The sequence below is a fragment of the Massilia aquatica genome (genome assembly GCF_011682045.1).
In the GTDB taxonomy this organism is placed as follows: Bacteria; Pseudomonadota; Gammaproteobacteria; order Burkholderiales; family Burkholderiaceae_D; genus Telluria_A; species Telluria_A aquatica.
Map to the genome: position 1 here is coordinate 81,839 of NZ_VVIW01000020.1, position 24,009 is coordinate 105,847.

General features: G+C 64.1%; 25 protein-coding genes. 13 read left to right on the forward strand and 12 right to left on the reverse strand.

The genetic code is table 11. The features are described from left to right. The first annotated feature begins 86 nt into the window (after nucleotides 1-86). From F1609_RS25680 to F1609_RS25695, 4 genes are all read left to right on the forward strand, one after another. Nucleotides 87-530 carry a thioesterase family protein gene (locus F1609_RS25680; RefSeq protein WP_167079482.1) on the forward strand — a complete coding sequence of 148 codons (444 nt, stop codon included), beginning with the start codon at nucleotides 87-89 and terminating at the stop codon, nucleotides 528-530. Nucleotides 531-594: 64 nt separating this feature from the next. Next, complete coding sequence (locus F1609_RS25685) at nucleotides 595-1,209, forward strand: RNA polymerase sigma factor (RefSeq protein ID WP_167079483.1); 615 nt, start codon at nucleotides 595-597, stop codon at nucleotides 1,207-1,209. 9 nt (nucleotides 1,210-1,218) lie between these two features. Then, nucleotides 1,219-1,704, forward strand: a complete 486-nt coding sequence (locus F1609_RS25690; protein ID WP_167079484.1) for a hypothetical protein — start codon at nucleotides 1,219-1,221, stop codon at nucleotides 1,702-1,704. 25 nt (nucleotides 1,705-1,729) lie between these two features. Further along, nucleotides 1,730-2,668, forward strand: a complete 939-nt coding sequence (locus F1609_RS25695) for a hypothetical protein (protein ID WP_167079485.1) — start codon at nucleotides 1,730-1,732, stop codon at nucleotides 2,666-2,668. Nucleotides 2,669-2,706: 38 nt separating this feature from the next. On the opposite strand, the gene F1609_RS25700 is transcribed toward F1609_RS25695, so the two are convergent. Further along, nucleotides 2,707-3,228 (reverse strand): DUF3016 domain-containing protein, encoded by a 522-nt coding sequence (locus F1609_RS25700; protein ID WP_167079486.1) that lies wholly within the window; start codon nucleotides 3,226-3,228, stop codon nucleotides 2,707-2,709. A 160-nt stretch (nucleotides 3,229-3,388) separates the two neighbouring features. On the opposite strand from F1609_RS25700, the gene F1609_RS25705 reads away from it, so the two are divergent. The 5 genes from F1609_RS25705 (at nucleotide 3,389) to F1609_RS25725 (ending at nucleotide 7,729) form a co-directional block, all read left to right on the forward strand. Next, a complete protein-coding gene (locus F1609_RS25705; protein ID WP_167079487.1) occupies nucleotides 3,389-4,126 on the forward strand; it encodes a DNA-formamidopyrimidine glycosylase family protein in 738 nt (245 codons plus the stop codon). Nucleotides 4,127-4,300: 174 nt separating this feature from the next. Continuing rightward, entirely contained in the window at nucleotides 4,301-5,806 is a 1,506-nt protein-coding gene (locus F1609_RS25710) for a response regulator (RefSeq protein ID WP_167079488.1), read from the forward strand. A gap of 308 nt (nucleotides 5,807-6,114) precedes the next feature. Beyond that, nucleotides 6,115-6,678 (forward strand): contact-dependent growth inhibition system immunity protein, encoded by a 564-nt coding sequence (locus F1609_RS25715; protein ID WP_167079489.1) that lies wholly within the window; start codon nucleotides 6,115-6,117, stop codon nucleotides 6,676-6,678. An 80-nt stretch (nucleotides 6,679-6,758) separates the two neighbouring features. Further along, complete coding sequence (locus tag F1609_RS25720) at nucleotides 6,759-7,208, forward strand: hypothetical protein (RefSeq protein ID WP_167079490.1); 450 nt, start codon at nucleotides 6,759-6,761, stop codon at nucleotides 7,206-7,208. A 26-nt stretch (nucleotides 7,209-7,234) separates the two neighbouring features. Further along, nucleotides 7,235-7,729 carry a hypothetical protein gene (locus F1609_RS25725; protein WP_167079491.1) on the forward strand — a complete coding sequence of 165 codons (495 nt, stop codon included), beginning with the start codon at nucleotides 7,235-7,237 and terminating at the stop codon, nucleotides 7,727-7,729. Nucleotides 7,730-8,179: 450 nt separating this feature from the next. Here F1609_RS25725 and F1609_RS25730 read toward each other — a convergent pair whose 3' ends face one another. After that, nucleotides 8,180-8,644: a hypothetical protein gene (locus tag F1609_RS25730; RefSeq protein ID WP_167079492.1), complete on the reverse strand. Its 465-nt coding sequence runs from the start codon at nucleotides 8,642-8,644 to the stop codon at nucleotides 8,180-8,182. 100 nt (nucleotides 8,645-8,744) lie between these two features. Here F1609_RS25730 and F1609_RS25735 point away from each other — a divergent pair, with 100 nt between their 5' ends. Continuing rightward, nucleotides 8,745-9,014: a hypothetical protein gene (locus tag F1609_RS25735; protein WP_167079493.1), complete on the forward strand. Its 270-nt coding sequence runs from the start codon at nucleotides 8,745-8,747 to the stop codon at nucleotides 9,012-9,014. 354 nt (nucleotides 9,015-9,368) lie between these two features. On the opposite strand, the gene F1609_RS25740 is transcribed toward F1609_RS25735, so the two are convergent. Together F1609_RS25740 and F1609_RS25745 are read right to left on the reverse strand one after the other, a co-directional pair. Then, on the reverse strand, nucleotides 9,369-11,306 hold the full coding sequence (locus tag F1609_RS25740; RefSeq protein WP_167079494.1) for a GAF domain-containing sensor histidine kinase: 1,938 nt from the start codon (nucleotides 11,304-11,306) through the stop codon (nucleotides 9,369-9,371). A gap of 41 nt (nucleotides 11,307-11,347) precedes the next feature. Further along, complete coding sequence (locus tag F1609_RS25745) at nucleotides 11,348-11,848, reverse strand: hypothetical protein (protein WP_167079495.1); 501 nt, start codon at nucleotides 11,846-11,848, stop codon at nucleotides 11,348-11,350. A 205-nt stretch (nucleotides 11,849-12,053) separates the two neighbouring features. On the opposite strand from F1609_RS25745, the gene F1609_RS25750 reads away from it, so the two are divergent. Next, on the forward strand, nucleotides 12,054-13,085 hold the full coding sequence (locus tag F1609_RS25750) for a choice-of-anchor A family protein (protein WP_167079496.1): 1,032 nt from the start codon (nucleotides 12,054-12,056) through the stop codon (nucleotides 13,083-13,085). Between the two features lie 47 nt (nucleotides 13,086-13,132). Here the strand turns inward: F1609_RS25750 and F1609_RS25755 are convergent, their stop codons facing one another. After that, a complete protein-coding gene (locus F1609_RS25755) occupies nucleotides 13,133-13,378 on the reverse strand; it encodes a hypothetical protein (RefSeq protein ID WP_167079497.1) in 246 nt (81 codons plus the stop codon). A gap of 220 nt (nucleotides 13,379-13,598) precedes the next feature. Between F1609_RS25755 and F1609_RS25760 the strand changes: the two genes are divergently transcribed. Then, nucleotides 13,599-14,003, forward strand: coding sequence for a hypothetical protein (locus F1609_RS25760; RefSeq protein WP_187363133.1), 405 nt, complete (start codon nucleotides 13,599-13,601; stop codon nucleotides 14,001-14,003). On the opposite strand, the gene F1609_RS25765 is transcribed toward F1609_RS25760, so the two are convergent. Next, complete coding sequence (locus F1609_RS25765) at nucleotides 13,990-17,019, reverse strand: CHASE domain-containing protein (RefSeq protein ID WP_167079498.1); 3,030 nt, start codon at nucleotides 17,017-17,019, stop codon at nucleotides 13,990-13,992. The genes F1609_RS25760 and F1609_RS25765 overlap by 14 nt on opposite strands. 86 nt (nucleotides 17,020-17,105) lie before the next feature. Further along, nucleotides 17,106-17,849 carry a metallophosphoesterase family protein gene (locus F1609_RS25770; RefSeq protein ID WP_167079499.1) on the reverse strand — a complete coding sequence of 248 codons (744 nt, stop codon included), beginning with the start codon at nucleotides 17,847-17,849 and terminating at the stop codon, nucleotides 17,106-17,108. A 278-nt stretch (nucleotides 17,850-18,127) separates the two neighbouring features. Between F1609_RS25770 and F1609_RS25775 the strand changes: the two genes are divergently transcribed. Beyond that, nucleotides 18,128-18,667, forward strand: a complete 540-nt coding sequence (locus F1609_RS25775) for a hypothetical protein (RefSeq protein WP_167079500.1) — start codon at nucleotides 18,128-18,130, stop codon at nucleotides 18,665-18,667. On the opposite strand, the gene F1609_RS25780 is transcribed toward F1609_RS25775, so the two are convergent. The 5 genes from F1609_RS25780 to queC form a co-directional block, all read right to left on the reverse strand. Then, complete coding sequence (locus F1609_RS25780) at nucleotides 18,565-19,824, reverse strand: FAD-dependent monooxygenase (protein WP_167079501.1); 1,260 nt, start codon at nucleotides 19,822-19,824, stop codon at nucleotides 18,565-18,567. The genes F1609_RS25775 and F1609_RS25780 overlap by 103 nt on opposite strands. Then, a complete protein-coding gene (gene lodA, locus F1609_RS25785; protein WP_167079502.1) occupies nucleotides 19,802-21,961 on the reverse strand; it encodes a CTQ-dependent lysine 6-oxidase LodA in 2,160 nt (719 codons plus the stop codon). The genes F1609_RS25780 and lodA overlap by 23 nt, the downstream gene beginning before the upstream one ends. A gap of 210 nt (nucleotides 21,962-22,171) precedes the next feature. After that, on the reverse strand, nucleotides 22,172-22,687 hold the full coding sequence (locus F1609_RS25790) for a DUF805 domain-containing protein (protein WP_167079503.1): 516 nt from the start codon (nucleotides 22,685-22,687) through the stop codon (nucleotides 22,172-22,174). Continuing rightward, complete coding sequence (locus tag F1609_RS25795) at nucleotides 22,684-23,229, reverse strand: DUF805 domain-containing protein (RefSeq protein WP_167079504.1); 546 nt, start codon at nucleotides 23,227-23,229, stop codon at nucleotides 22,684-22,686. Before F1609_RS25795 ends, F1609_RS25790 begins: the two co-directional genes overlap by 4 nt. Continuing rightward, entirely contained in the window at nucleotides 23,226-23,930 is a 705-nt protein-coding gene (gene queC / locus F1609_RS25800) for a 7-cyano-7-deazaguanine synthase QueC (RefSeq protein ID WP_167079505.1), read from the reverse strand. The genes F1609_RS25795 and queC overlap by 4 nt, the downstream gene beginning before the upstream one ends. Between the last annotated feature and the right edge of the window lie 79 nt (nucleotides 23,931-24,009).

The following is a 24,009-nucleotide window of genomic DNA, read 5'->3' on the forward strand; positions in this document are numbered from 1 at the left end:
GGCCGTCCCAGATATTTTTGCAGCCGACGATCCCAAGTCCGGCAGGCTGCTAAAATCGGCGTTTGCCCTGTCCACCACCAAACGCTATGGCCCGCCTGATTCTCGATTTTCCGGAAGACCAGTATTACTACACAACCCCGCTGACCGTGCGCGTCACCGACATCAACGGCGCCAACCACCTCGGCAACGACTCGATGATTTCGATGATTTCCGAGGCGCGCGCGCGTTTCCTGTACGAATTCGGCGTCGCCGAGACCGAGCGCGACGGCACCGGCATCATTGTCACCGACCTGGCCACCACCTACCGCGCCGAAGCGCACGCGCGCGACCAGCTGCTGTTCGAGGTTGGCGTGATGGACTTTAACAAGTACGGCGGCGACATTACCTTCCGCGTCACCCGTCCGCGCGACAAGAAAGAGATCACCATGGCCAAGTCGGGCTTTGTCTTTTTCAACTACAAAACCACGCAAGTGGTGACCATGCCGGACGAGTTCCGCTCCAAGTTTCCGCGCGTGAACTGGATTGATTAAGGACTTTCCCTGAATTAGTGGGAACTTTTTCCTCACTTGGCGGCAATACAGGGAAGAGACCCCCATGACCATGCCGCCCGCCACCCCTGCCACCGATACCGAACTGCTGCGCCAGCTGCGCGATGGCGAGGGCGCGGCGTTCCAGACGCTGTACCAGCGCCACCAGGCGCCCGTGTACCGCTTCGCCCTGCTGCGCACCGGCTCGGGCGACACGGCGGCCGATATCGTCCAGGAAGTGTTCATGGGTCTGCTGACCGGCAGTTTCCATTACGATCCGCTGCGCGGCCTGCTGCAAAACTTCCTGTTCGGCGTGGCGCGCAAGCTCATCCTCAAGCATGAGCAGCCGCGCCTGCGCCTGGCCAGCCTCTCCGAGGCCAAGGCCGGGGCCGATCCCGACGACGAGTCCGCGCAGGAGCTTGCCAGCGACGAGGCCGAACCGCTGGCGCGCCTGCTGGAGAACGAAACGGCCGAGCTGGTGCGGCGCGCCCTGGCGCAACTGGCGCCGCACTACCGCGACGCCGTCATCCTGTACGAACTGCACGACCTGTCTTACCTCGACATTGCCGATATTTGCCAGGTTGACATCGGCACCGTGCGCTCGCGCCTCTCGCGCGGGCGCGCCGCCCTGGCCAGGCGGCTGGCAGCGCACCGTCCCGCCGCCCTGCACGCGTCCACCTGAAAGAGCGCCATGAACCACGACCCCATCGACCTCATCGACCCCGCCCTGGCCGCCCCGCTCGCCGCCTTGCGCAGCGCCAGCGCCGATTGCAGCGCGCCGGCGCGCGTGGAGCAGGCCCTGATGGCCGCCTTTGCCCAGCAGTTTGCGCGCAAGCGCTGGTACCAGCGTTTGTCGCCCGCGCAGTGGGGCTGGACGGGTGGCCTCGGCAGTGCGGCGGCGGCCGCGCTGGCCGTGCTGATCCTGCGCATGCCCGGCGCCGCCGACGCGCCCGCCCCCTTGCAGCTCGACGACGGCCTGGCCTTCATCGCGCTGGCCTCGCAAGAGCGCATCGAGCAGGAGACGCATCCGCGCATGCTCGAAGCGAGCCTGCAACGCACCGAACTGGCCGCGCTCGGCGTGCCGGTCAGTCCGGAAACGGCGGGCGACCTCGTGCGCGCCGAGATGCTGGTGGGCGCCGACGGGTCGCCGTTGGCACTGCGCCTGACTTCGCAATAACCCGATTCACCGAAAGAGGACCATCATGCACACCACTTCCCTCCTGTTCGCCGTCCTGCTTGGCGGCGCCATGCTGCCAGGGGCGCAGGCCGCCGTGGCCGCGCCGCCCGATCCGCTGCGTTTCACCGGTCCGCTGATGCCGATGCACGGCAAAGCCGTCAAGAACGCGCCGTACAGCGCCGAAGCGGTCTCGGAACAGCTCCAGCGCCTGGCCGACGGCAACGAAATCAGCCGCACCAGCAGTACCATGAACTACCGCGACAGCGCCGGCCGCACGCGCCAGGAAATCCGCGATGCCGACGGCGAAGTGCGCTCGGTCACCCTGTACCAGCCGGCCGACGGCGTCACGTACATCCTCAACCCGCGCCAGAAAAGCGCGACCAGGGTGGCCGACCCGAGCGCTGCCGCGCGCGCCGCCGCCAGCGCCGCGCAGGCCAAGGTGGCGCAACTGCGCGCCGAAGGCAAACTGCCCGAGCGGCGCGCCGATGCGGGCGAGGAGGTGATCGTCAAAGGTGTCGAGCGGAGCGAGGGCGATGCCCGCAAGCAGTTCCAGGAAAAGGTGCGCATCCAGATCGCCGACAGCATGGCCGGTTCGCGCATTGGTCCGGCCATGGCGGGCGCGTTCGGCGACGCGCGCTGGGCCGCCAAAGCCGGCACGCGCGAGCTGGGCAGCAAGGAGATCGAAGGTATCAAGGCCGACGGCAAGCTGCGCAGCTACGAGATTCCCGCCGGTGAAGTGGGCAACCGCAATGCCATCGTGGTGGCGTACGAAAGCTGGTACGCGCCCGAGCTGAAGGTGACCGTGTACAGCAAGCATACCGACCCGCGCAGCGGCGAGCGCATCTACCGGCTGACCAATATCAAGCGCGAGGAACCGCCGGCGGCGCTATTTGTCGTGCCGCCGGACTACACCGTGAGGGATGTGCTGGCCGAGCGCGCCAGGGCGGCGGCCGGCAACCGTTAAGCTGGAGCACCGGCTTCGCGCCCTGCCTAGCGCGTCGCCTAGCGCGTCGCCTGGCGCATCGCGGCCGGGTCCACGCCCATGGCTTGCTTGAACCAGTCATCGAGCATCTGCTTTTCGTAGCGCAGCAGCTCGGTGTTACCGTAATGATTCATGCGTTGCAGGTACTGCATATTGCTCAGCTTTTCCTCGCCCGACTTGATGACCTTGCCGCCCTCGGTGATGCTGTAGCGAAAATGGATGCGCGGCCAGTCGGCGCCGCCGTTCATCACGCGCAGATCCTGTCCACCGCGAAAATTCGGCTTGGTCTGGCCCGCCAGGTCGACATCGAGCACTTCCACCTTGAACTCCTGCCCCGGCGGCAGGCTGGAGGCCAGCTTGTCGAAGTGGTCCGTCAACTGCTTGAGCACGCGTTCGCGCTCCCACGGCGTGAACGGCACGTCGGTAAAGCGGTCCGGCTCGACATACGACACCGATGCCGCCGCCGTGGCCGCCATGGCCGGCATGGCCATCACGGCCGCCAGCGCACTTGCCTGTACTACCTTCGTCAATACGGTTTTCATGTTCAGATCCTTTCGATGCGCAACGCGCTTCTTCACGCTGAATATACGCGCTTTTGACAAGGCTGTCGGTCCACGCATTGTCGCCGTTTGTATCGAAATGTTAGCCGCCTCACGGTGCCCTTCCCGCTTTCAATCCAGAATCGGCAAAAAGGAGATCACCGTGCCAGAAGGACCATCACTCGTCATCCTGCGTGAAGAAACCAGCGCCTTCGTCGGCAAGGAAATCGTCCACGCCAGCGGCAACACCAAGACCGTCGACCTGCCCAGCCTGGAGGGGCAGCCGATCGTGTCGCTGCGCAGCTGGGGCAAGCATTTCCTTATCGAACTGCCGCACACGGTGCTGCGGATTCACTTCATGCTGTTCGGCAGTTACCGCATCAACGAGCGCAAGGACAAGCCGCCGCGCATGGCGCTCGCCTTTGCCGATGGCAGCGAGCTCAACTTCTACGCCTGCTCGGTCAAGCACATCGAACCCGACCTCGACGCGGCCTACGACTGGGACGCCGACATCATGTCGCCCACCTGGGATGCGGCCAAGGCGCGCAAGAAGCTGCGCGCCGCGCCCGCCATGCTGGCCTGCGACGCCCTGCTCGACCAGACCATCTTCGCCGGGGTGGGCAACATCATCAAGAACGAAGTGCTGTTCCGGATTCGCCTGCACCCGCTCTCGACCATCGGCGCGCTGCCGGCGCCCAAGCTGCGCGCCCTGGTCGAGCAAGCGCGTCAGTACAGTTTCGATTTCCTCGAATGGAAAAAACAATACGTACTGAAACAACACTGGCTGGCGCACCGCAAGAGCACCTGTCCACGCTGCGACATTCCTTTCTCAAAAGGCAATCTGGGCCTGAGCAAACGCCGCGCTTTCTACTGCGAGCGATGCCAGAAACGCTACGGTTGATGGCGTGCGCGCGACATCCTTGAGAAAATAGCGCCACATGCACACGGGGTCGTGTATTGCTTGTTGTTAATAGAGTGGAGTGGGACTACAATCGAACGGTCCCCCCGCGCGTCACGGGACGGCCTTGGGCTGTCGATGCGCTTGCCTCGCCACAACCGGTATCGGAACCCGTTCATGTCATTTCTGTCACCCGCCACGCCCAAACTCGCTCCATGGAAAGTTTTGCTTGTCGACGACGAGCCGGACATCCACGACATCACCAAGCTGACCCTGAGCCGTTTCCGCCTCGACGGGCGCGCGCTGACCTTCCTGCACGCCTACACCGGGGCCGAAGCGAAGGAAGTGCTGGCGCGCGAGACCGATATTGCGCTGGTGTTCCTCGACGTGGTGATGGAAAACGACGACAGCGGCCTGGAAGTGGCGCGCTGGATGCGCGAAGACCTGGGCAACCAGTTCACCCGCATCGTGCTGCGCACCGGGCAGCCGGGGCAGGCGCCGGAAGAGCGCGTGATCGTCAATTACGACATCAACGATTACAAGGAAAAGACCGAGCTCGACCGCACCAAACTGTTCACCACCACCTTCGCCGCCCTGCGCGCCTACCGCGACATCATGAAGGTGGAAGAAGCGCGCCTGCTGCAAGCCAACTATCGCGAAGGGCTGGAGCGGGTGATCGCCGCCTCGGCGCATATTTTCCAGCAGCGCAACCTGAAAGACTTCGCCAGCGGCTTGCTGCAACAAGTCGTGGCCCTGCTGCGGCTGGAAAAAAGCATGCTGCTGCGCCTGTCGGGCGCCAGCGTCATTACCGGCGAGAGCGAATACGAAGTGCTGGCCCAGATCGGCGACATCGGCGAGAGCATGCTCGGGCCGGAACTGATGGCCCAGCTCGACGACGCGCGCAGCAACCGCATTTCGCGCTTGCATGGCGACACCTTCGTCGGCTACTTCCCGAACAGCAGCGGCAAGGCATCTTTGCTGGTGCTCAAGGGCGTGGAGGAAATTGCCGATATCGATGCGCAGTTGCTGGAAGTATTCTGTTCCGGCGTGGCCATCGCCTTCGACAATATTCTGCTTACGCAAGAGATCACCGACACCCAGGCCGAGCTGATCATGCGCCTGGGCGACGTGGTCGAATCGCGCTCGAACGAAGCGGGCAACCACGTACGCCGCATGTCGCAGGTGTGCCATATGCTGGCGCAGGCGTCCGGCATGCCGGAAGATGAAACGGCGGTGCTGATGCACGCCGCGCCGATGCACGACATCGGCAAGATCGCCACGCCCGACGCGGTGCTGCTCAAGCCGGGCAAGCTCACGCCCGAGGAATGGGAAATCATGAAGCAGCATCCGACGGTGGGGCTGTCGATCCTGGATGGCTCGTCACGCCCGATCCTCAAGGCGGCGGCGGTGATCGCGCACCAGCATCACGAAAAATTCGACGGCAGCGGTTATCCGCAGGGCTTGATGGGGCCGGACATTCACATTTACGCGCGCATCGTCGCCGTGGCCGACGTGTTCGATGCGCTCAGTCACAAGCGTTGCTACAAAGAAGCGTGGCCGGTGGAGGAGGTGGTGGCGCACCTGCGCGAAGTGTCGGGCCAGCATCTCGATCCCGTGTTTGTGGAACTGCTCATTGCCAACATCGACGCGGCGGTGGATATCAACCGGCGCTGGCCGGACTGAGCCCGCGCTTCTGTTCCATTTCCGCCCAACAGGGAAGTTGTAGCCCTCGTCTTTCCGCCGCACGCCTGGCACGATTGAGGGACAGCCGCGCTGGCGGACCTCGCCACGCCGCAACCCGGCGTGCGCCGTCTTGCCCCAAATAACACTGTTAGTTATCTTTTCGCCATGCGATGATCGATTCCTTGTGGCGCACTGACGCCTGCGCCTGCGCCTGCGTTGCCTTCCGGCGTACCGTGTGCCCGATGCGGGTCCGCCGGGGACCTTGAAGGATGTGCAGGGAAACTGGTACCCCTCTGAATGGCGAAATCATGAAACGAAGTCCGACGACGGTGTATACCTATGCAGAAACGCGTATCTATGAATTCAAGAACGCTTATTTCGTCATTGAAGAGTGTCAGCAAGGTCAAATCCTCAACCCAGCGCATGGCTCGCAGCAATTAGCCAGTGACTATGCCGCTCTGAGTGCGGCACTGAGGACAGATTGTTCTGCGCGAGAGATGGGCGCTGCGGTAGCAAAGGCCCTTGCTGACTATGACTCGCGAGCCCACCCCTATGGAGAATATAATCTGAAAGCCCGCAACAAAGCCATATCCAATTGGGTTGGCGCGCGCGGCATCATGGATTTGGAAAAAAATTCGCGACAAGTTCAGCTTATACAAGACCTCCTCAAGAATTCGTTGACGATATTTCCCTACGATAACTGCATCGCTCAACCCTGGTACGGCCCGATGGAAGATTGCGCAATCACATTGCCCGGGACAGCGAGCTGTACTGACATTGGTGAGGCGGTCTGCCAGGCTTTCACTCTGTGCACCTATCATCCTGAGCGTACAGAAAACCGTGGACAGCGATCGAGTTCACTGCCGGCATGAAAAAACAAAGATAACTGTTCAGTCGCGTGGAAAGCGTGATCGCCAGTATTTCCTGTCTTGACTAACACGGAGTAAAAACAATGGAAATCACCGGGTCGGACTATACATACTGGTCAAATATACCCGCCGAGAAAACGACCGCCAGCTTTCTGAACAAGGTCAGCCTGATGTGGCCAACTGCGCTGGTTGACGATGAGCGCAGCGAGGGCGAAGTCGAAATTTTCGTTTCAAAAAATGCCGCAATGGATGATTTTCATGAAGAAAACGGCTATGCGCTGAATGAAGAAGGAGAAGGATGCTTTATGTTCGGCGCACAATGGAGTCCATTTTTTCAGAGCGACATTCATATAGCAAGTATCATCCGCCCCGCCCATCTCATGTCATCTTGCCCGCATGATTCGACGATCATCCTGGCCAATGCAACCTGCTATACATTAGTGCTGCCGACATTACTAGAGGAAAGCAATTTTTCGAAGAAAATACACGCGTTCCTGATCGATTCGTTGTCGGAGTCCGCAGCCGCAGCTTGAAAGCATGATCAGACAAACAGGAAAAGATGACACGCTTCACGATTACCAGACCACCTTGCGTATCCAGGCTGGTGCCTACGCGGCACAGTAACGACATCGGATCGGCAATAGATTCTCTTTATGGCGATGATTATCGAGACTGGACAATCAATTTTTGCGACATTCCCATTAACTTGTGCATGAATTGCATAGCTGATGTTTATGCCGACATGGTGAGAATCGAGGCAGATCTTCGGCTCGGAAAAAAATCCCGTGAAAGTTTTTTATCGCCTCAAATCACTTGCTTGTTTGATATCGAGCCTGGCGAAAAATATGTGTTTATACATTCTTGGTGGACATCTGCATCAGACAATCAATTTTTGAACGAACTACAGGACTTGCCCCAGCCAAGCAGATTTGATCTGAATGAGTTCCATTCAGAAATAACAAAATTCCTCCAGTCAGTAAAACTTGACTTAATAAAAGTTGGCTATAACCGTCTGTACAATAAAAATCATCCTTGGGGTATAAAACAATATTAATCCGGACATTCATATTGAGCGGTCTGGGGGATGGGTCTGTTGAAGCATTTCTTGACGTCGTAGTTCATGCAAGCAAGAACAATGGGGAAATACAGAAGAGCTGCGGAATAGAAGATAACGGCGAGTATAGCGAAAATGACTAAAACTATGTCGACGGCAAACTATCGACGATCAATTATCGCTATTGGAGCAGCTTTTAGGAAGAAGGGGAAATTCAGATGATTTCTGACGGTGACAGTGTTTCAATGGGAAGATAGAGCAAGACACATTCATTCACGATTAGCGGATAGACCGCGTGCGCCGGCAGAGCAACACCCTCCCGATAAAATACTGAATAAGAGATCTGATATGATGATACCGGATAGAGTGCAGATCGACACTGAATTCCAGTACGACGGGCTTTTTGCCATTACTTTCTACTTCAAGCAATCTGATATTCCATATTAGATCTCATTTGCCAGGGATGAATATGAAGAACCGGATGCCGTTTACGTCGAAGCAGACGACCAGATACATGGTTTCACATCTGCCAGAATCCGATACGAAACATCGGGTGAAGCGATCAAATTTGACCTTTCTGCCGATGATGACAACGTGTTTTTTTGGACCAGTTCCCGCATCCTTGACATTCAGGTTTCCGAGCAAGAATTTTCCGCGGTGACGACCTGCCTGGAACGTATATTCGACATAGGAAGAAAATCCGATTTCTGACAATCTTCGCGGCAATTTGACGTTGTAGCGTACTCTCCACCTTGACCGACCCGCCAGCGGCCCGTTGATACTGAACCTTCGTGCCGTTTGCATGTCCAAACTAGACTGCAGGTGAAAAAGGGGGCGCACCATGCCAGCAGCGATTCTTACCCAGCCGGACGCAACAGGGGACGATGCCATCAGACGCGCAAACCAGGAAGCCATCGCGCGTGCCTGCGCACGGGGCGATGCCTGGATGTCGAGATGGATTCGGGAAGGTGTCCTCGTCGACGCGCGGACAGTGGCGAGAGCCTGGAACACGAGTGTGCAAGCTGTGAACGCTGCAAGCAAACGCGGCGAGATATTTTCCGTATGGGCCGATGGCAAGCCGTGGTACCCGCGCGACGGGCTCAAGCTTGATCGCAGTCAACTAGCCCGCATCAACCGCACGCTCGGCAACGCCGACCCATCGAGCAAACTTCTTTTTTTCCAGCGCAAGCACGGCGCATTAAGGGGGCGTGTGGTTGCCGAGGCTGTTGCCGATGGCGATCTCGACGACATACTTCGCCTCGCTATGGCCTGGGGCCGCACTTGAGTTCCAGATGGGATATCAAGGCCGCCGCCCCGGTTGGGAGGGTGCATATCTCGCGGCTCCATGTGCATCGGTTTCTACGGTTGAGCCGTTTCCCGGACACCGAACCGTACTGGGGAAGAGGAAGGCGTACCGTTTCGACGATCCTGCCCAGACGTTCGGGACGAGCTACGCTGCGCTAACGATTGACCGGTCGCGCAATTGTATTGTTCGAACGCTCCGGCCTGCAGCGATCGTCTGCGCTTACCCCTGAAGAATCATGCGGCCATTGGCGCGTTGCCCACCAAATTTAATGTCGCTATGCTCCGTCGTGGCAGACCCGCCAGCATGCCTCATTGATCCTACTGGCGCAATTTTCTATTTCCGGCTCTGCGGGAACCTCAAGCGGTAATGCAGCCCCTCCCCCGGCGCGCTATTCACCTTCACCGACCCGCCCAGCGGCCCGGTCACCAGGTTGTACACGATATGCGCCCCCAGCCCGCTGCCGCCCTGCCCGCGCCGCGTGGTAAAGAACGGATCGAACAGTTTCCCCAAGGTCTCCTGGTCCATACCGGCGCCGTCGTCGCGGTAATCGAACCACACCTGCCCGCCGTCGAGCCTGACCTCGATCCTGATTTCCCCGGCCTGCTCCCGCGTGTACCCATGCACCAGCGAATTCATCACCAGATTGGTCACGATCTGCGACACCGCCCCCGGAAAACTCTCCAGCACCATGTCGTCCGGACAATCGACCACCACCTTCACAGGCCGCCCCTTCAGGCGCGGCTGCAGCGACAGCAGCACTTCGTCCAGGTAAGCCTTCATGTTAAAACTGCGGATATCGTCCGACGACTGGTCCACCGCCACCTGCTTGAAGCTGCGCACCAGCGCCGCCGCGCGCTGGGTATTGGTGGTCATGATCTTGAGCGACTGGTCGATGATGTCGAAAAACTGCGCCAGGCTATCCTCGGTCATCTCGCCCGCCGCCAGTTCCTCGCGCGTCAGTTTCAACTCCTGCACCAGGTGGCTGGTAGCCGTCACGCAAATGCCCAGCGGGGTATTGATCTCGTGCGCCACGCCCGCCACCAGCCGTCCCAGCGAGGCCAGCTTTTCCTGGCGCACCAGTTCGGACTGCGCATCCTGCAAGGCGGTGAGCGCCGCATTCAAGGCCGAATTCTGCTGCTCCAGCCGTTCCTTGGCGGCGCGCACCGCGCGGTCGGCCTGCATGCGCGCAATCGCCACCGCCACGTGGCTGGCCATAAACGCCAGCAACTCCAGATCAGCCTCGTTGTACACGATGGCCGGATCGTAACTCTGCACGATGATCACCCCGTACGGCTGGTCGTGCACCAGCATCGGCGCGCCCATCCAGCTGGCGATGTCGACACTGCCGAGCGGCTCGCCCATGCTGCGTTCGGCCACCAGCCGCGCATAGCTGTCCGCATCGTGCAGGCAGGCCTGTTTGCTGTCGAGCACATACGAACTCATCCCCACGCCGTAAGCAAAACGCTTGACCGGCGCCTCGGCATGCTTCTGGTCGACAAAATAGGGGATGCTGAACTCGTTCGTTTCGGGGTGGTACAGGGCGATCAGGAAATTTTCGGCGACGATCAGCTCGCTGATGATGTTATGCAGATTGCTCGACAACATCTCCGCATCGACCGCCGAGGCCGACAGGTTGGCGATTTCGTACAGCGCATGCTGCACCGCTTCGGCGCGCCGCCGTTCGGCCACCTCGTGCGCCAGCAGGGCGGTGCGTTCCTGCACCGCGCGCTCGAGCCGGTCCATGCTCTGCATGCCTTGCAGCGCATTCGAGACATGATTGGCGATCAGGGAAAACAGCGCCTGGTCTTCATCGCTGTAGGTATGTGCGGGACTGTAGCTTTGCAGCACGATGGCGCCCAGCGCCTGGTGCTGATGGTCGAGCAAGGGGCAGCCCATCCACTGCTCGGCGCGGGTGCCGCGCCCCCAGGCATGGCCATCGACCTGGTGCCGGGCGCTTTCATCCTTGGTCATGACCATATTGCGGCGGTTCATGATCACCCAGGCGGTGGGCGATTGCTCGGGCGAGGCCAGGCGCAGCTTTTCCGTGGGATCGGGGGCGGCGTCGCGCTCGTCGACGTAGTAGACGAAGCGCACCGTACCCTCGTCGCGGTCGCTCAGCGCCACATAGAAATTGGCCGCATACATGATGCGGCCCAGCGCCCGGTGCACCGCCGCCACGAACTCGGTGATGTCGGTGCACCCCGTCGAGATCTGCCCGATGCCCAGCAACATGGCCTGGACGGCTTCCAGACGGTCAAGACGGCTTTCCATCGCATTTCCCTTTAATAGTACATCAGGGAAATACTAGCAGGTCAGGCAGGGTTGCGGAAGTCGTTTTCGATCCAGGCTGTGGCGCTGGCGGGGCTTAATTTGAAACCGGCCGAGGTGCGCACCTGGGCGATCTGCTCGCCATCTTCGTTAAAGGCGGCCAGCAGCGCGTACGGATGCTCGTCGTCCGGCACGATATCGAGCGTGACCTTGATGTCGGCGCCTTCGTGCCACACCACGGTGTTCTTGTGCAGCATGGCGTGCAGTTGCTGTTCGTGACGGCGCAGTACTTCGGCGGCGGTCTTGACCAGGGTGTTGAAGGCGTTGGTGTCGAGCGGCTTGGGATTCTTTTTATCGCGTCCCATGGTCCACGGGCCAACCAGCGCCGGCTCCGGCTCGCCATCCTTGATCATGGCCACCGCCCAGCCTTCGTCATCCTCGTTCTTGATCACACGCGCGGTCCAGCCATTGCCCTTCCACAGGCGCGGCTCCTGCACGGGTGCGTCGTCGTCCTGGGGGATGTCTTCGGGGAATTCTTCTGTCATGAGGTCGCATCCATGGTGCGGGCGTCGCCCGAAAGGAGAATGATAGTCGAATTCGCCGCACTCCACAGCAGCGCCGCCGCAGCCCCGCTCCTCATGCGCAAAGCATGGCATGAATTACCACTTGCATTGCTATTGGAATAACGCTACTATTAGCGCGCGGAAATATTGCACCGCAGCATCCTTCTTCGCCGTTCACAGGTATCCCATGATCGCCCGCCCTCTCCGCCTCGCCGCTATCGCCATCGCCGCCACCGTGTTCGCCACGCAAGCGGCCGCCACACCGCTCAGCTCGCAGCAAATCTTGCACGAGTTCAACGCCGTGGTGCTGGCCGACATGAACTCGCAGTCGCACGTCGATGGCCGCACCTGGGTCGGTGGCAAGGCCAGCGGCGGCGATTATGCGCAGCACGCCAAGGACATGCCGGCCTCGGCCTACGCCGGCCTGACCGTGATCGGCAATGCGCGCGACGTCAAGGTCAATGCCGGCGGCGCCGTTGTCGGGGGCAACCTGAACGGCTCGACCATCAACAGCGGCACCGGGGTGATTTATGGCAACGTCAGCAACAGCAATCTGAACGGCGCGGCCTGGATCGGCGGCAGCCTGCAGGGCAGCAATATGAACGGCGGACGGGTGCCATCGCTCACCAGCGCCATGCAGGCGGGCGCCGACGCCGCGCGCTCGACCGATTTCGCCGCCCAGCTGGGCGCGCTTTCGTCCAGCCTGGCCCGGATGAGCGGCACCGGCAGCAGCGTTACCTTCAACGGCTACGGCAAGGCCACCTTCAACGCCGTGGCCAACGCCAACGGCGTGGCGGTGTTCAACCTGTTCGACGCCGGCGTGTTCAAGGCCAGCGAATTCGAATTCCACCTGGGCGACGCCAGCACCGTGATCCTCAATGCGAGCGGCCTGGACGCGACCATCGGCGCCAATTTCCTGGGCGGCTCGGCACAGAGCCTCGGCAGCAAGCTGATCTGGAATTTCCAGAACGCCACCAGCATCACCACCAATGCGCAATTCGGCGGCACCATCCTGGCGCCGTCGGCACACCTGACCAACAACCAGAATATCGAAGGCGGGGTGTTCGTCAGGTCGCTCGACCAGCGCGGCGAACTGCATCTGCAAGCGTTCGACGGCAAGCTCGATCCGGGCCCGTCGCGGGTGCCGGAGCCGGGCACCGGGGCCTTGCTGCTCGCGGGGGCGCTCATGCTCGCCCTGACGCGCAAGCGCAGCCGCTGAACGAGCGCGCGCATAAAAAAAGCCCACCTGTTCCGGTGGGCTTTTTTTTATGCGAACCGCTGGCGCGGTGGTGCGGGCGGCTGCAACGGCGGACCGGGCGGGGGAATGCGCGGATCGATCGCTGGCGCCGGCGTGCTGTAGGTGAACGGATTGATGATAATCGGTGGAATCGCGGGCGGCGCCGACGGCGGCCCCTTGGGTCCGCCACCGGCGAGCAGGATGCCCAACTGGCGCGCCACGAAGTCGCCGGCTTTCAGCGCCCACCGGTCCCCTGAATAGTGAACAAATTCCATATGCATCTCCATGCGACAGAGAATTCAGTATAGGCAATAAATTCGAATTTTCAAGGTGAAAAATTGCGTTTTCAGTAAGCCGGCGCCGGCCCTGCGCGCAGCCCCGTTCACCCCGTCAAATGTGCAGTCTGTCGCATCCGCATGGCGCCGCGCCGCCCGCAGCGCTACTGTGCAAGCGTACCAACCGACACGCCACGCCAACCCGACCGAGACCACTGCCATGAAAAAATTCGCTCCCCTGCTGTTGCTGTTCCTGTTCATCGTGCTCGCCTGGGAGGCCATGGCCGGTTCGTCCGGCATGTCCATCGACATCGATGGCGAACACCTCGACGGCCCGCTCGGCACCCTGTTCGGCGTGCTGTTCGCCGGCGGCGGCCTGCTCATCGGCGCCCTGGTCCTGCTGGGCGTCGGGGTGCTGCTGGCGGTGCTGTTCGCCGGCCTGGGCGTGCTGGCCGTGGGCGCCCTGGCGCTGCTGTTGCTGTTCGTCGGCCTGCTGGCCTCGCCCCTGCTGCTGCCGCTGGCATGCGTGCTGGCCATCGTCTGGTACCTGGCGCGCAGGGATGGCCAACAGCGCCGGCAGCCCGCGCAGGACGGCGCTGCGCACGACGCCGTCAAACCCTTGTAAGAACCGGCGCGGCGGCCTCGGCATGGTCGCACACGCGGTTGCGCCCTGCCGCCTTGGCCCGGTACAGCGCCTTGTCGGCGCGGATCAGGGCCGCATCCGGGCCGCTATCGCCGGCCTCGATGCTGGCAATGCCGATGCTGACCGTGATCGCAATGCTGCGCCCATCGCCGTCGAGCGGGCTCTCGGCCACGCTCTGGCGCAGGCGCTCCGCATACTGCTGCGCCGCCGCCCCGGTGGTCCCCGGCAGCAGCACCGCGAATTCTTCGCCGCCGACCCGGCCCAGGGTGTCGATCTTGCGCTGGCCGCAGCGCATCAGGGCCGCCATGTGGCGCAGCACCGCATCCCCCACCGCATGACCATGCACATCGTTGACGTGCTTGAAGTGGTCGATGTCGAGCATCAGCACCGAGGCGCATTCGTCCACGCTGCGCTGCAAGCGCGCGAACTGGTCGTCCAGGCGCGCCATGAACACGCGCCGGTTCGGCAGCCCGGTGAGGAAATCGGTGCTGGCCAGCGCATGCAGTTCTTCATCGATCCGTTTGCGTTCAGTGATGTCGACCGTCGAGGCAATCACAAAGTCGAGCGACTGCGCGTGGCCCGGCATGACCAAGAGAGTCAGCTGGTGCTGGCGCGCCACCCCATCGACCCGCAGGAAGCTGCACTCGCACTCGTAGAACAGGGCGCCGCCGGTCAGCGCCACCAGCGCGTCGATAAAGGCGCCCGCGCGCAGGCTGCCGAAGTTCTGCGCCAGGCCCAGGATGCCCGGCTCCTTGCTGGCGGCGCCCACGTGCACCAGCGCGGCGCCATTGACGTCGGTGACACGCACCAGCGCCGCCAGGCGCTGCGCTTCCTCGGGGCGCTCGCGCAGCCACAGTCCCAAGGCGTCCACGCCGCCTTCCTTCAGGCGCGCCACGGCCTCGCGCGCGCCCGACCAGTCCTGCTCCCACAGCGCCACCGGCGCATGGTCGTACAGGCTGCGAAAGCGTTCTTCGCCCACTCGCAGCGCCTGCGCGGCCTGGGCCTGTTCGAGGGCGATGCCGGCCAGCTGGGCGGCCTGCTCGATCAGCACCACGTGTGCCGCGCTCGGGTAATGCGGGGTGCGGTGGTAGATCGCAAAGGTGCCCAGCACGCGTCCGGAAGCGCCGCGGATCGGCTCCGACCAGCTCGACGCCAGAGCGGCGCGCGCGGCAATCTCGCGGTAGCCGGCCCAGTCGGGGTGGGTCTGGATATCTTCGACGATCACGCGCCGGCCAGTGGCGGCGGCGGTGCCGCACGAACCGCAGCCGGGCCTGGCCGGCAAGCCATCGACGGCGGCGTTGAAGAAACCCGGCAGGCTGGGCGCGGCGCCGGTGGTCAGGAAGCGCCCTTCGGCGTCGAGCAGCAGGATCGCGCACAGCATGCCGGAATTGGTCGACTCCACCCCCAGCACCACCGCACCCAGCACCGCTGGCAGCGGCGCGCCGTGCGCCAGCAGTTCGAGCACGTGGCGGTGCGCGCGCTCGCGCTGTTCGATCTGCTTGCGTTCGGTGATGTCGCGGAACGACCACAGGCGCGCGCCTTCCTGGCCCAGCCGCACCGGGCGCGTCAGCTGTTCGATGAAGCGCCCGTCTTTCAGGCGCAGCAGCTCGCGGTGCTCGTCGTGGTCGGCCAGTTGCAGCGAACGGCTGTACAGCAGCGGCCCGGCCTGCACCAGCTGGCTCAGCAGGTGCGCCACCACGGCGCTGTCCTCGCCGGCCAGGTCGAGTTCGTCAGGCACGCTCCACAGCGTGCGGAAACGCTGGTTGGAGGCCAGGATCAGGCGGTCGCCATTGTCGACCAGAATGGCGTCGAAGGTCGAATCGAGGATGCTGCGCATCATGGCCTGGGCCCGCTGCGCCGAGTCGGCCAGCGCCACCAGGCGCCGCTGGCCGGCTTTCAGTTCGCCCGTCAGCGCCAGCGACTGGCGCAGGGCGCTGCCGGCCATGGCGCTGCTGCGCGCCAGCATCCAGGTCAGCAGGGTCAGGACCACCGTCACCGCCAGCCCGAGCGTGAGCACCAGCTGCGGCGCGTCGTTGCGCTGGGCGTCGCCGAAGCCGGGACCAGCTTCGATGACCAGGGTCCAGCGCCGCCCGGCGATGCCGATGCGCTGCTCGGTGCGCAGCGCCGCCACGCCCGGCAGCGCGGACACGGCGCCGGCCGCCATCAGCGCCGCCGGCGTGATCTCGTTGCCGTCATGGACCGCCACCCGGATCTCGGCGGCGCGCTCGCCGCCCACCTGCGCCATCAGGTCTTCCATGACGAACGGGGCGTAGATCCAGCCGCGCAGCAGGTCGCGCCGCTGTCCGATGTGGTCCGGCGCACGGCGCCCGATGTACACCGGCAGCGCAATGAGCACGCCGTCCGAGGCGGCGCGCCCGCGTTCGCGCGCCACCGTGGTCTTGCCCGACATGGTGGGCTGGCCGCTGTCGCGCGCCTGCTCGAGCATCTGGCGCAGCGGCGGCTCGCTCAGCATATCGTGCCCGAGCGCGCGCAGGCGCGCGCCGGTGAACGATTCCAGGTACAGCAGCGGGGCATAGGTGGGGCGCGTGCCGGGCGGGGCGATCGCGTAATCGGGCAGGCCGCTTGAACGCACCTGCGCCAGGTGCGCGGCGCGCCCGGCGTCGGTAATCACGGCGATATAGCCGATGGCTTTCATGCCGGGATAATCGGCATCGGCCTGCTGGGCGCGCACGAAATCGGTGAATTCCTGGCGCGTGACATCATCGGAACTGTTGAACAGCCCGTGCACCCCGCGCAGCGACTGGATATGGGCCGCCATGCGCAGCGCCAGCTGGTTGACCACGTCGCGCGCGGCGACGTCGAAGTCGCTGCGCAGGTCGCGCTCGGCGTCGCGCCGCGCCGCTTCCCACAACTGCCAGGTCAGCACCAGGCACAGCGCCATCACCAGGGTGGCCAGCGCGGCCGCGCCGAACCAGGCGGCTGGACGCGCCCGTGCGGGCGCAGCCGGTATGGCCGGCGTGGGAGCGGCTTGGTCCATGGAAACGATCCTGGGTGCGGGCCCGCAACGGGCCACTTACCAACTGATAGTACGTGAGCCATCCTTGCGTTGCAACACGCCTGTTGTCAAATGCCCTCGATCAGTCGCATCGCGAACACGATCGGCAGTCCGGCGGCGATCACGCGGCGCGCGGCGGCCCCGTTGTCGTAGGGAATGCGGTAATACACCAGCTCGCGCGCGCTGTCGTCGTACATGGCGTAGCAGGCGGCGCTGTTGCCGTCGCGCGGCTGGCCCACCGCGCCCGGGATCACCAGATACTGGTGCTGCGGGGCAATGGCGATGCGCGTGCCCGGCACCGGCACGTGCGAGCCCATGCGGCCGTCGTCGGCGCGCCGGTACAGGGCCGGCGTGTGCACATGGCCCGAAAACACCAGGCGCTTTTTGGCCGCGCGCAGGCTGCGCTCGGCATGCTCGAGCCCGGTCACGTATTCCCATTTCACCGGATCGTGGGCGCTGGCGTGGACGAACAGCATGCGCTCCAGTTCCCGCGTCAGCGGCAGGGCCGACAGGAAGGCCATCTGCTCGGCGTTGAGCTGGCCGCGCGTCCATTCGATGACTTCGCGCGCCTCGAAATGCATTTGCGGACGGGTTTCATGGGTCACGGAAAAGTCGTGGTTGCCCTGCACCGCCAGCGCCCCGCGCGCCACGTAGTCCATCACGGTCTGCACCACCCAGGCCGGATCGGCCCCGTAGCCCACGAAGTCGCCCGTAAACGCGAACTGGTCGGCCTTGTGCGCGTGCGCATGCGCCAAGCAGGCGGCGAAGGCCTCGCGGTTGGCGTGCAGGTCGGTCAGCAGGGCAAGGCGCATGGTGGGGATGGCGTCGCTTGGCGCGCAGTTAAGAATGCTAATTTGGAATCAATGACTGGTGTTCAACTTGATTATAGCGTGGGAAGTGTTGCCCGAGAGGTCTGTTCGACAGCGCATGGCAGGAAATTGAGGCAGGCCCACGCAGCGGCGTGCGGGCCCGCCGCTCCGGTGAGCGGGCGCAAGGATGCCAGCTGCGCAAGCCGTAGTCTGGAATGGCATCAAGGCGGGCCCGGCTGGCCGGCGCCCGCTTTGCCCTTCACCTTTCGCAAGGAGTCATCATGCCTTCCCATTTCCCCTCACCGCGCATGGCGGCGCTGGCGCTGGCGGCCATCCTCGCGCCCGCCGCCGCACTGGCCGACAGCAACTGGTCGAGCGTCGGCAGCAGCGGCGTTCTCGATGACAATTGCGCCGGCGCGGCAGTGTTCGACGGCAACGCCGTGCGCCTGGGCGGCGCGGCCGCCACCACCTGCACGATCCGCTATCAGATCAGCGACACCTGGGGCGGCGCCGGGCTGGTCGAACGGCGCTTCCTCGACACGCTCCTGCTCGACCCGGGCGTGGTGACGCAAGTGCGGGTGCGCCTGATGGCCTTGAACTACAGCACGCGCGCCCTCACGGCCCTGCTGGCACTCGACAGCAACAGCTTCCCGCTCGCCGCCGGCTTCCAGAACCGCATCGGCAGCACCTGCGCCGACCTCGACTTTCGCGCCAACAGCTACTTTATCGAGGTCGACCTGGTGCGCACCATCCCGTCGCTGCTGCCGGCCGCCGGACCCAGTCCGGGGTTCGGCCTGGTACGGCTGCCGTCCTGCCCCTGAGCGCAGAGGGCGCCGGTGCGGCGCTGCCAGAACCCCGATTGCGGCCAGCGCTGCTCGTTGGCGTACAGGCTGCGCCGGGTCGCCGCGTACGACTGGAAATGATCGAGCAGTGACTGGCGGTAGCCCTCGCCCAGTCCGCCACCCTGCTCCAGGTAGGCATGCGCCACCCGGGCGGCCTGGATGCCCGAACTGAGCGCGTGCCCGATGCCCAGCGACGACACCGGATCGAAGCTGGCCGCCGCATCCCCGGCCGCGGTCCAGGCGGCATTGGCCGGCAGGCGCGCCACCCGGCTGTGGACCGGATACTGGCGGAACGCTTGCGGCGCCCCCAGCGCGCGCACCAGCGGGCCGATATGCGTGCTGGCCAGCGCATGGCGCCGCCACGTGTCCGGATCGAGCAGGTCGAGCGTGCGCAAGCTCTCGGCATCGGTCATGAAGGCCGCCGCCGTGCGCCCGCCCGGCAGCGGCGCCAGGTAGAACCAGCCGTTTTCGGTGGTTTCGACCAGGGTGCGCTGCAGCCGCTCGCGCCCGTCGGCCGCGCTGGCGTCATAGTAGGCGTATACCCCCACCATGCGGTCGGTCTGCAGCACCGCGCACTGCTGCTGGCGCACCATCACGCTGCTGCGCCCGCTGCAATCGATGAGGTAGGCGGCGCTCAGCGCGCGCTTAGCCTGGCCCTGGCGCAGCGCGACGCTCCAGCGCTCGCCCCCGCTGATGGCCAGCAGTTCGGCCGGCTGCACGATGCGCGCGCCGAGCTGGCCGGCCTGGTCGAGCAGCATGCTGTCGAAGGCCAGCCGGTCCAGGTGCAGGCCGCTGCCCTGGCCGTTGAACAGGAAGTCGCGCACCACCAGCTCGTCGCCACCCCAGGCGGCGGCGTGCGCGTACGATTGCAGATGGCGTTCCTCGAAGCTGGCGCGCGCGATGCCCAGGTAGTCCACCAGGGGAAACAGGGCCGGCGAGACGGTCTCGCCGGGACGAAAAGGGTCGAACAGGCGCCGCTCGACCAGCGCCACGCGCAGCTGCGTATAGCGGCGCAGGGTGATCGCGGCGGCGGCGCCCGCCGGCCCGGCGCCGAGAATGACGACGTCGACATCGATATCGGCGTCGTCCTCCCCGGCGCGCGGGCCGCCCGTGTCAGCGGCGGCTGGTGCGGCCATGCGACAGGGTCAATATCTTGCGCGGGGTGTCGCCCTCGCGTGTCTGCGGTGCGGGGTCTTCATCCTTGAGGAACCAGGCCGGATAAAAGGTCGAATCGTCGCTGGTGACGAAGCTGCTCACATTGCCGACCGCCACGCTGGCCATGTGGAACTGGCGGTGGTTGCGCTCCTGTTCGGCAAAATACGGATAGGCGCGCCCGGACGCCGGGTCGTGGTTCTGGTTGGCCACGAAACCCAGGTACTTCCACGCGGTGATCATCTGCGTGAAGCTGTTCACGCCGCGGCTGTACATCACCTGCATCCCGGCCGGCACCCCGGTCAGCCTCTGCTCCTCGGCGGTATAGCCGCCGGCGATGACGTTCCACGGGCTTTGTGGCGGCCACCAGTAGGAATAATAGGTGGGCGGCGTCGGAATCATCGTGGCCGGGTCCTTGACCTGGTTCGGATTATCGAAATTGATGAACTGGACCGAGCAATCGAAGAAGTCGGCCTGCCACGGAATGGCCATGCGCTTGGTCAGGTCGCCCGGCTCGCAACCGGCGCCCACGGTCGGCGCGCTCCAGTCGACGGGCGCGGTTTCGTCGGCCGACCACGACAGGCCGTGCGCGTTGTAATACGCTTCGTCATGGCGGTGGCGGATCTGGTACGGCGCCGCGTACACGGTCGGGTTGCGCACCGACCAGGTCACTTCGATGCCGGGGCACATCGGCTCGCCCACGCAATTGCCGATTCCAGCCTGGTCGAGCGGGTGCACGTTGGGGATGCGCAAGGCCGGCGCGGTCGCTGAGAACTTGCCATCGGCCCATTGCTTGAGCAGGAAATACTGGGTATCGGTCAGCACCGAAAACTTGTCGATCACATTGTTGCGTACCGAATTCGAGCCCGAATTCATCGGCACCAGCGGAATGCCGGTGGTTTCCTGCAAGCCGCCGCTGAACAATTGCTGGTTCTGGGTGTCGGCAAAGCCGGCCGGCTGGTCCAGGGTGGCGTCGCGCCGCGCCGGCGGGTTGCGGAAGTAACTGAGAAACTGCGCGCGCAGCCCGGCCGCCTGCTCGCTGGTGTCGTTCGGATCGAAGGGCGGGTTGATGAAAGCCGTCATCGACGGCACCGTCGCCACCCATTGGTAGTCGGCCATGCGGTTGAGAAAAGGCTTGATGTCTTCCCAGTAGTTGACCTGGTAGTCCGGATTCCAGCCGGCGCTGGCCGGCCACCTGGCCAGGTCGTAGACGTCGGGGCGGGCGCCCTGGTACTTGAGCGCGCAATCCATCGCCACGTCGTCCCAGGTCGACACATTGACCAGCTGCGGCGCGAACTTGGGTGAGCCGATCACCACCCAGGCCGACAAGGTGACCACGCTCTGGTCCTTGAAGGTGACGGTGGCCGTCACCGGACCGTCGGCGATATCGTCGTGCCAGGTATTGCCGCCGCCGAAACCGGTAATGCTCTCGTCGCCGCCGGCGTGACCGAAGCCGCCCAGCACCAGCAGCTTGGCGCGCGAGTCGGTGCGGATTTCGCCAAGCGACTTGACCGGCAAGCCCTGGCTCGGCTGAGCCGGCGGGAAGCTGGCGTGGGGGTAGGTCGCCGGCACCGTGTCGGCCGTAAATTCCACTGGCGCCGCCAGCGGCCCGCGCACGCTGCGCGGGCCCGGATCGACGATCAGGGCCTTGCGCGCGTCGCCCGCCACATCGGGATTGCGGTAGCCGGTCACCGGGCCTTCCACGCCCCAGGCTTCGGGCGGCTCCTGCCAGGTCTCGTAGCTGTTGTACTGGCCGAACATCAGGTCGCCCAGGAGGGGCGTGAAATCCCACCATGCCGCCTTTTTGTTGGCCACATGCACCGACCAGACCACCGATTCGACCAGGTCGCCGGTCAGGTCCAGTTCGACCTCGCCCAGGCCGTCCGGGGTGGACTGGTAAATGGCGAAGGTGGCCGCCTGGCGCTTGATCAGGCCTTTGGCGTCCTTGAACTGAGTCACCCGTTTCGGCGCGCCATTCTCGAGCACCGGATCGCCGCTGGCGCCCGCTTCGATCGGCAAGCCGCCGATGCTGTCTGGTGCGAGGTAGTACTCATGCAGGCTGTTGCCGACGCGGCCGACGCCGATCGAGGGGTGAATACGGTAACTGACGGGGGATGGCATGTATCAAGTCTCCTGATTGATTGATGGATGAACCATGTAATTCAACAGCGGAAAGACTAAAACCATAGTGCGGGCAGTGACAAAAGCGGGTGCGCGGCTGGGCACCGCGTCCGGCGCCGCGGACGCGCCAGCGTGCGCTATCGGGGAGTTGTCACTGGCTTGAATGTACTACGCGGACATCGTTTCAACAACAAAAATGTTGATAAATAATCATGCAAATTGAATAGACTGGATTTGCCGCTCGGATACCGAGGCAGCGCCCGGGGACGGCATCTCCGGCTTGGGTGACAGCGCGACCACCAGCGCCAGCATGACCAGCGGAGGCACGAGCCACAGGCAGGCCAAGGCTGTCATCCAGCCAGGGGGCGGGCACGGCGGCGCGCCGTCGCGGTTCGGCAGCTGACTGCCAGGAATGACGGCCAGCAGGACAAGCAAGGCCAGATGCAGCCAGGCCCAGGCGCCGGAAAGCGGCGCCAGCAGCAGCGCGGCCAGCCACCACGGCAGGCCGATATCGCGCAGTCGGCGCGAGGCGATGACCGCCAGCGCCAGCAGGAACGGCAAACGCGCAGCCACGCCAGGCCCGCTCCACCAGATGTCCACCATCCACGGCGCCACATACAAGAGCGGCACGGCCGGCGCCAGGGCATACGCCATGAAGCGCACGCGGCCGATTCGTCCGGCCAGTTGCAACAGGCGCGGCGTGGCGGCAGGCGCAGGCGTGCTCACGGCTGCCCCGCCGGGGCTGCGGGAATGTGGTGCGCACCGTGCTTTGGCGGCAGCGGAGGCAAAGGAGGCGAGCTTGCGATCCTGTAGGCCAGCCACGCCGCCGCGAGCGGGAACACCAGCCACAGGCAGGCCGCGCCGACCGTCCACCCGCTGTTCGGGCAGGGTGGCGGGCCGAAACGGTTGCTGTCCCGCTCGCCTGGGTAACAGGCCAGCACGCCATACAACAGCACCAGCACCGCATCCGGCGCAATCAGCAACGGCGCCAGCAGTACCAGCGCCATGCGCGACGGCAGGCGCATGTCATGCAGGCGGCGCGTGACCGGCAATATGGACAGCAGGACCATCAAGACAAGCGGGGCGAACTGCGCCACCCGGTCAGGCAGGGCCTGTCCGCCATCGCTCATGCGCGCCCAGTACAGCAGCAGTAAATACACCGCGAAGACCGGGAACGCATACGCCGCAAAGCGCACGCGCCCGATGCGGCCACGCCATTGCCACGGCAACGGCCGATAGCAGGCTGGCGCGGCCGCCGCCTCGCTCACGCCGCGCCGGTGTATTGCAGGTAGCCGCGCGCGCGCAAGGCGCAGGCCGGGCAGGTGCCGCAGCCGTAGCCCCAGGCATGCAGCGCGCCGCGCTCGCCCAGGTAGCAGGTGTGGGTGTCTTCCCGGATCAGGTCGACCAGCGCCGCGCCGCCGGCTTGCTGCGCCAGCTCCCAGGTCTGCTTCTTGTCGATCCACATCAGCGGCGTTTCCAGCTTGAGGCGGGTGGCCATGCCCAGGTTCAGGGCTACTTGCAAGGCCTTCATGGTGTCGTCGCGGCAGTCCGGATAGCCCGAAAAATCGGTCTCGCACATGCCGCCGACCAGCACGTTCAGGCCGCGCCGGTAGGCCACCGTGGCCGCCACGGTCATGAACAGCAGGTTGCGCCCGGGTACAAAGGTGTTTGGCAGCCCGTTGGCCTGCATTTCGATGGCCACGTTGCTGGTCATGGCGGTGTCCGAGATCTTGCTGATCAGGGACAGGTCGACCATGTGATCCTCGCCCAGGCGCGCATCCCAGTCGCTCTTCAAGGCGCGCATCTTGCCCAGCACCGTGGGGCGCACGGTCAGCTCGATGGCGTGGCGCTGGCCGTAGTCGAAACCGATGGTTTCCACGCGCGCGTAGCGCTCCAGTGCCCAGGCCAGGCAGGTGGCGGAATCTTGTCCGCCGCTAAACAACACGAGTGCGCCGTCAGTTTGTTGCATATTGTATTTTCCAGATGATTAGACGTTCGCCATCATTGCAGCCGATCCGGTAAGATGCCCGGAGCATTTTCCCATTGGA

Excerpts from the sequence above, each read along its gene's own strand:
- F1609_RS25680 (WP_167079482.1), top strand. The coding sequence starts at position 87 with ATGGCCCGCCTGATTCTCGATTTTCCGGAAGACCAGTATTACTACACA.
- F1609_RS25685 (WP_167079483.1), top strand. The coding sequence starts at position 595 with ATGACCATGCCGCCCGCCACCCCTGCCACCGATACCGAACTGCTGCGC.
- F1609_RS25690 (WP_167079484.1), top strand. The coding sequence starts at position 1,219 with ATGAACCACGACCCCATCGACCTCATCGACCCCGCCCTGGCCGCCCCG.
- F1609_RS25695 (WP_167079485.1), top strand. The coding sequence starts at position 1,730 with ATGCACACCACTTCCCTCCTGTTCGCCGTCCTGCTTGGCGGCGCCATG.
- F1609_RS25700 (WP_167079486.1), bottom strand. The coding sequence starts at position 3,228 with ATGAAAACCGTATTGACGAAGGTAGTACAGGCAAGTGCGCTGGCGGCC.
- F1609_RS25710 (WP_167079488.1), top strand. The coding sequence starts at position 4,301 with ATGTCATTTCTGTCACCCGCCACGCCCAAACTCGCTCCATGGAAAGTT.
- F1609_RS25715 (WP_167079489.1), top strand. The coding sequence starts at position 6,115 with ATGAAACGAAGTCCGACGACGGTGTATACCTATGCAGAAACGCGTATC.
- F1609_RS25720 (WP_167079490.1), top strand. The coding sequence starts at position 6,759 with ATGGAAATCACCGGGTCGGACTATACATACTGGTCAAATATACCCGCC.
- F1609_RS25725 (WP_167079491.1), top strand. The coding sequence starts at position 7,235 with ATGACACGCTTCACGATTACCAGACCACCTTGCGTATCCAGGCTGGTG.
- F1609_RS25730 (WP_167079492.1), bottom strand. The coding sequence starts at position 8,644 with ATGGCTTCCTGGTTTGCGCGTCTGATGGCATCGTCCCCTGTTGCGTCC.
- F1609_RS25740 (WP_167079494.1), bottom strand. The coding sequence starts at position 11,306 with ATGGAAAGCCGTCTTGACCGTCTGGAAGCCGTCCAGGCCATGTTGCTG.
- F1609_RS25745 (WP_167079495.1), bottom strand. The coding sequence starts at position 11,848 with ATGACAGAAGAATTCCCCGAAGACATCCCCCAGGACGACGACGCACCC.
- F1609_RS25750 (WP_167079496.1), top strand. The coding sequence starts at position 12,054 with ATGATCGCCCGCCCTCTCCGCCTCGCCGCTATCGCCATCGCCGCCACC.
- F1609_RS25755 (WP_167079497.1), bottom strand. The coding sequence starts at position 13,378 with ATGGAATTTGTTCACTATTCAGGGGACCGGTGGGCGCTGAAAGCCGGC.
- F1609_RS25760 (WP_187363133.1), top strand. The coding sequence starts at position 13,599 with ATGAAAAAATTCGCTCCCCTGCTGTTGCTGTTCCTGTTCATCGTGCTC.
- F1609_RS25765 (WP_167079498.1), bottom strand. The coding sequence starts at position 17,019 with ATGGACCAAGCCGCTCCCACGCCGGCCATACCGGCTGCGCCCGCACGG.
- F1609_RS25770 (WP_167079499.1), bottom strand. The coding sequence starts at position 17,849 with ATGCGCCTTGCCCTGCTGACCGACCTGCACGCCAACCGCGAGGCCTTC.
- F1609_RS25775 (WP_167079500.1), top strand. The coding sequence starts at position 18,128 with ATGCCTTCCCATTTCCCCTCACCGCGCATGGCGGCGCTGGCGCTGGCG.
- F1609_RS25780 (WP_167079501.1), bottom strand. The coding sequence starts at position 19,824 with ATGGCCGCACCAGCCGCCGCTGACACGGGCGGCCCGCGCGCCGGGGAG.
- lodA (WP_167079502.1), bottom strand. The coding sequence starts at position 21,961 with ATGCCATCCCCCGTCAGTTACCGTATTCACCCCTCGATCGGCGTCGGC.
- queC (WP_167079505.1), bottom strand. The coding sequence starts at position 23,930 with ATGCAACAAACTGACGGCGCACTCGTGTTGTTTAGCGGCGGACAAGAT.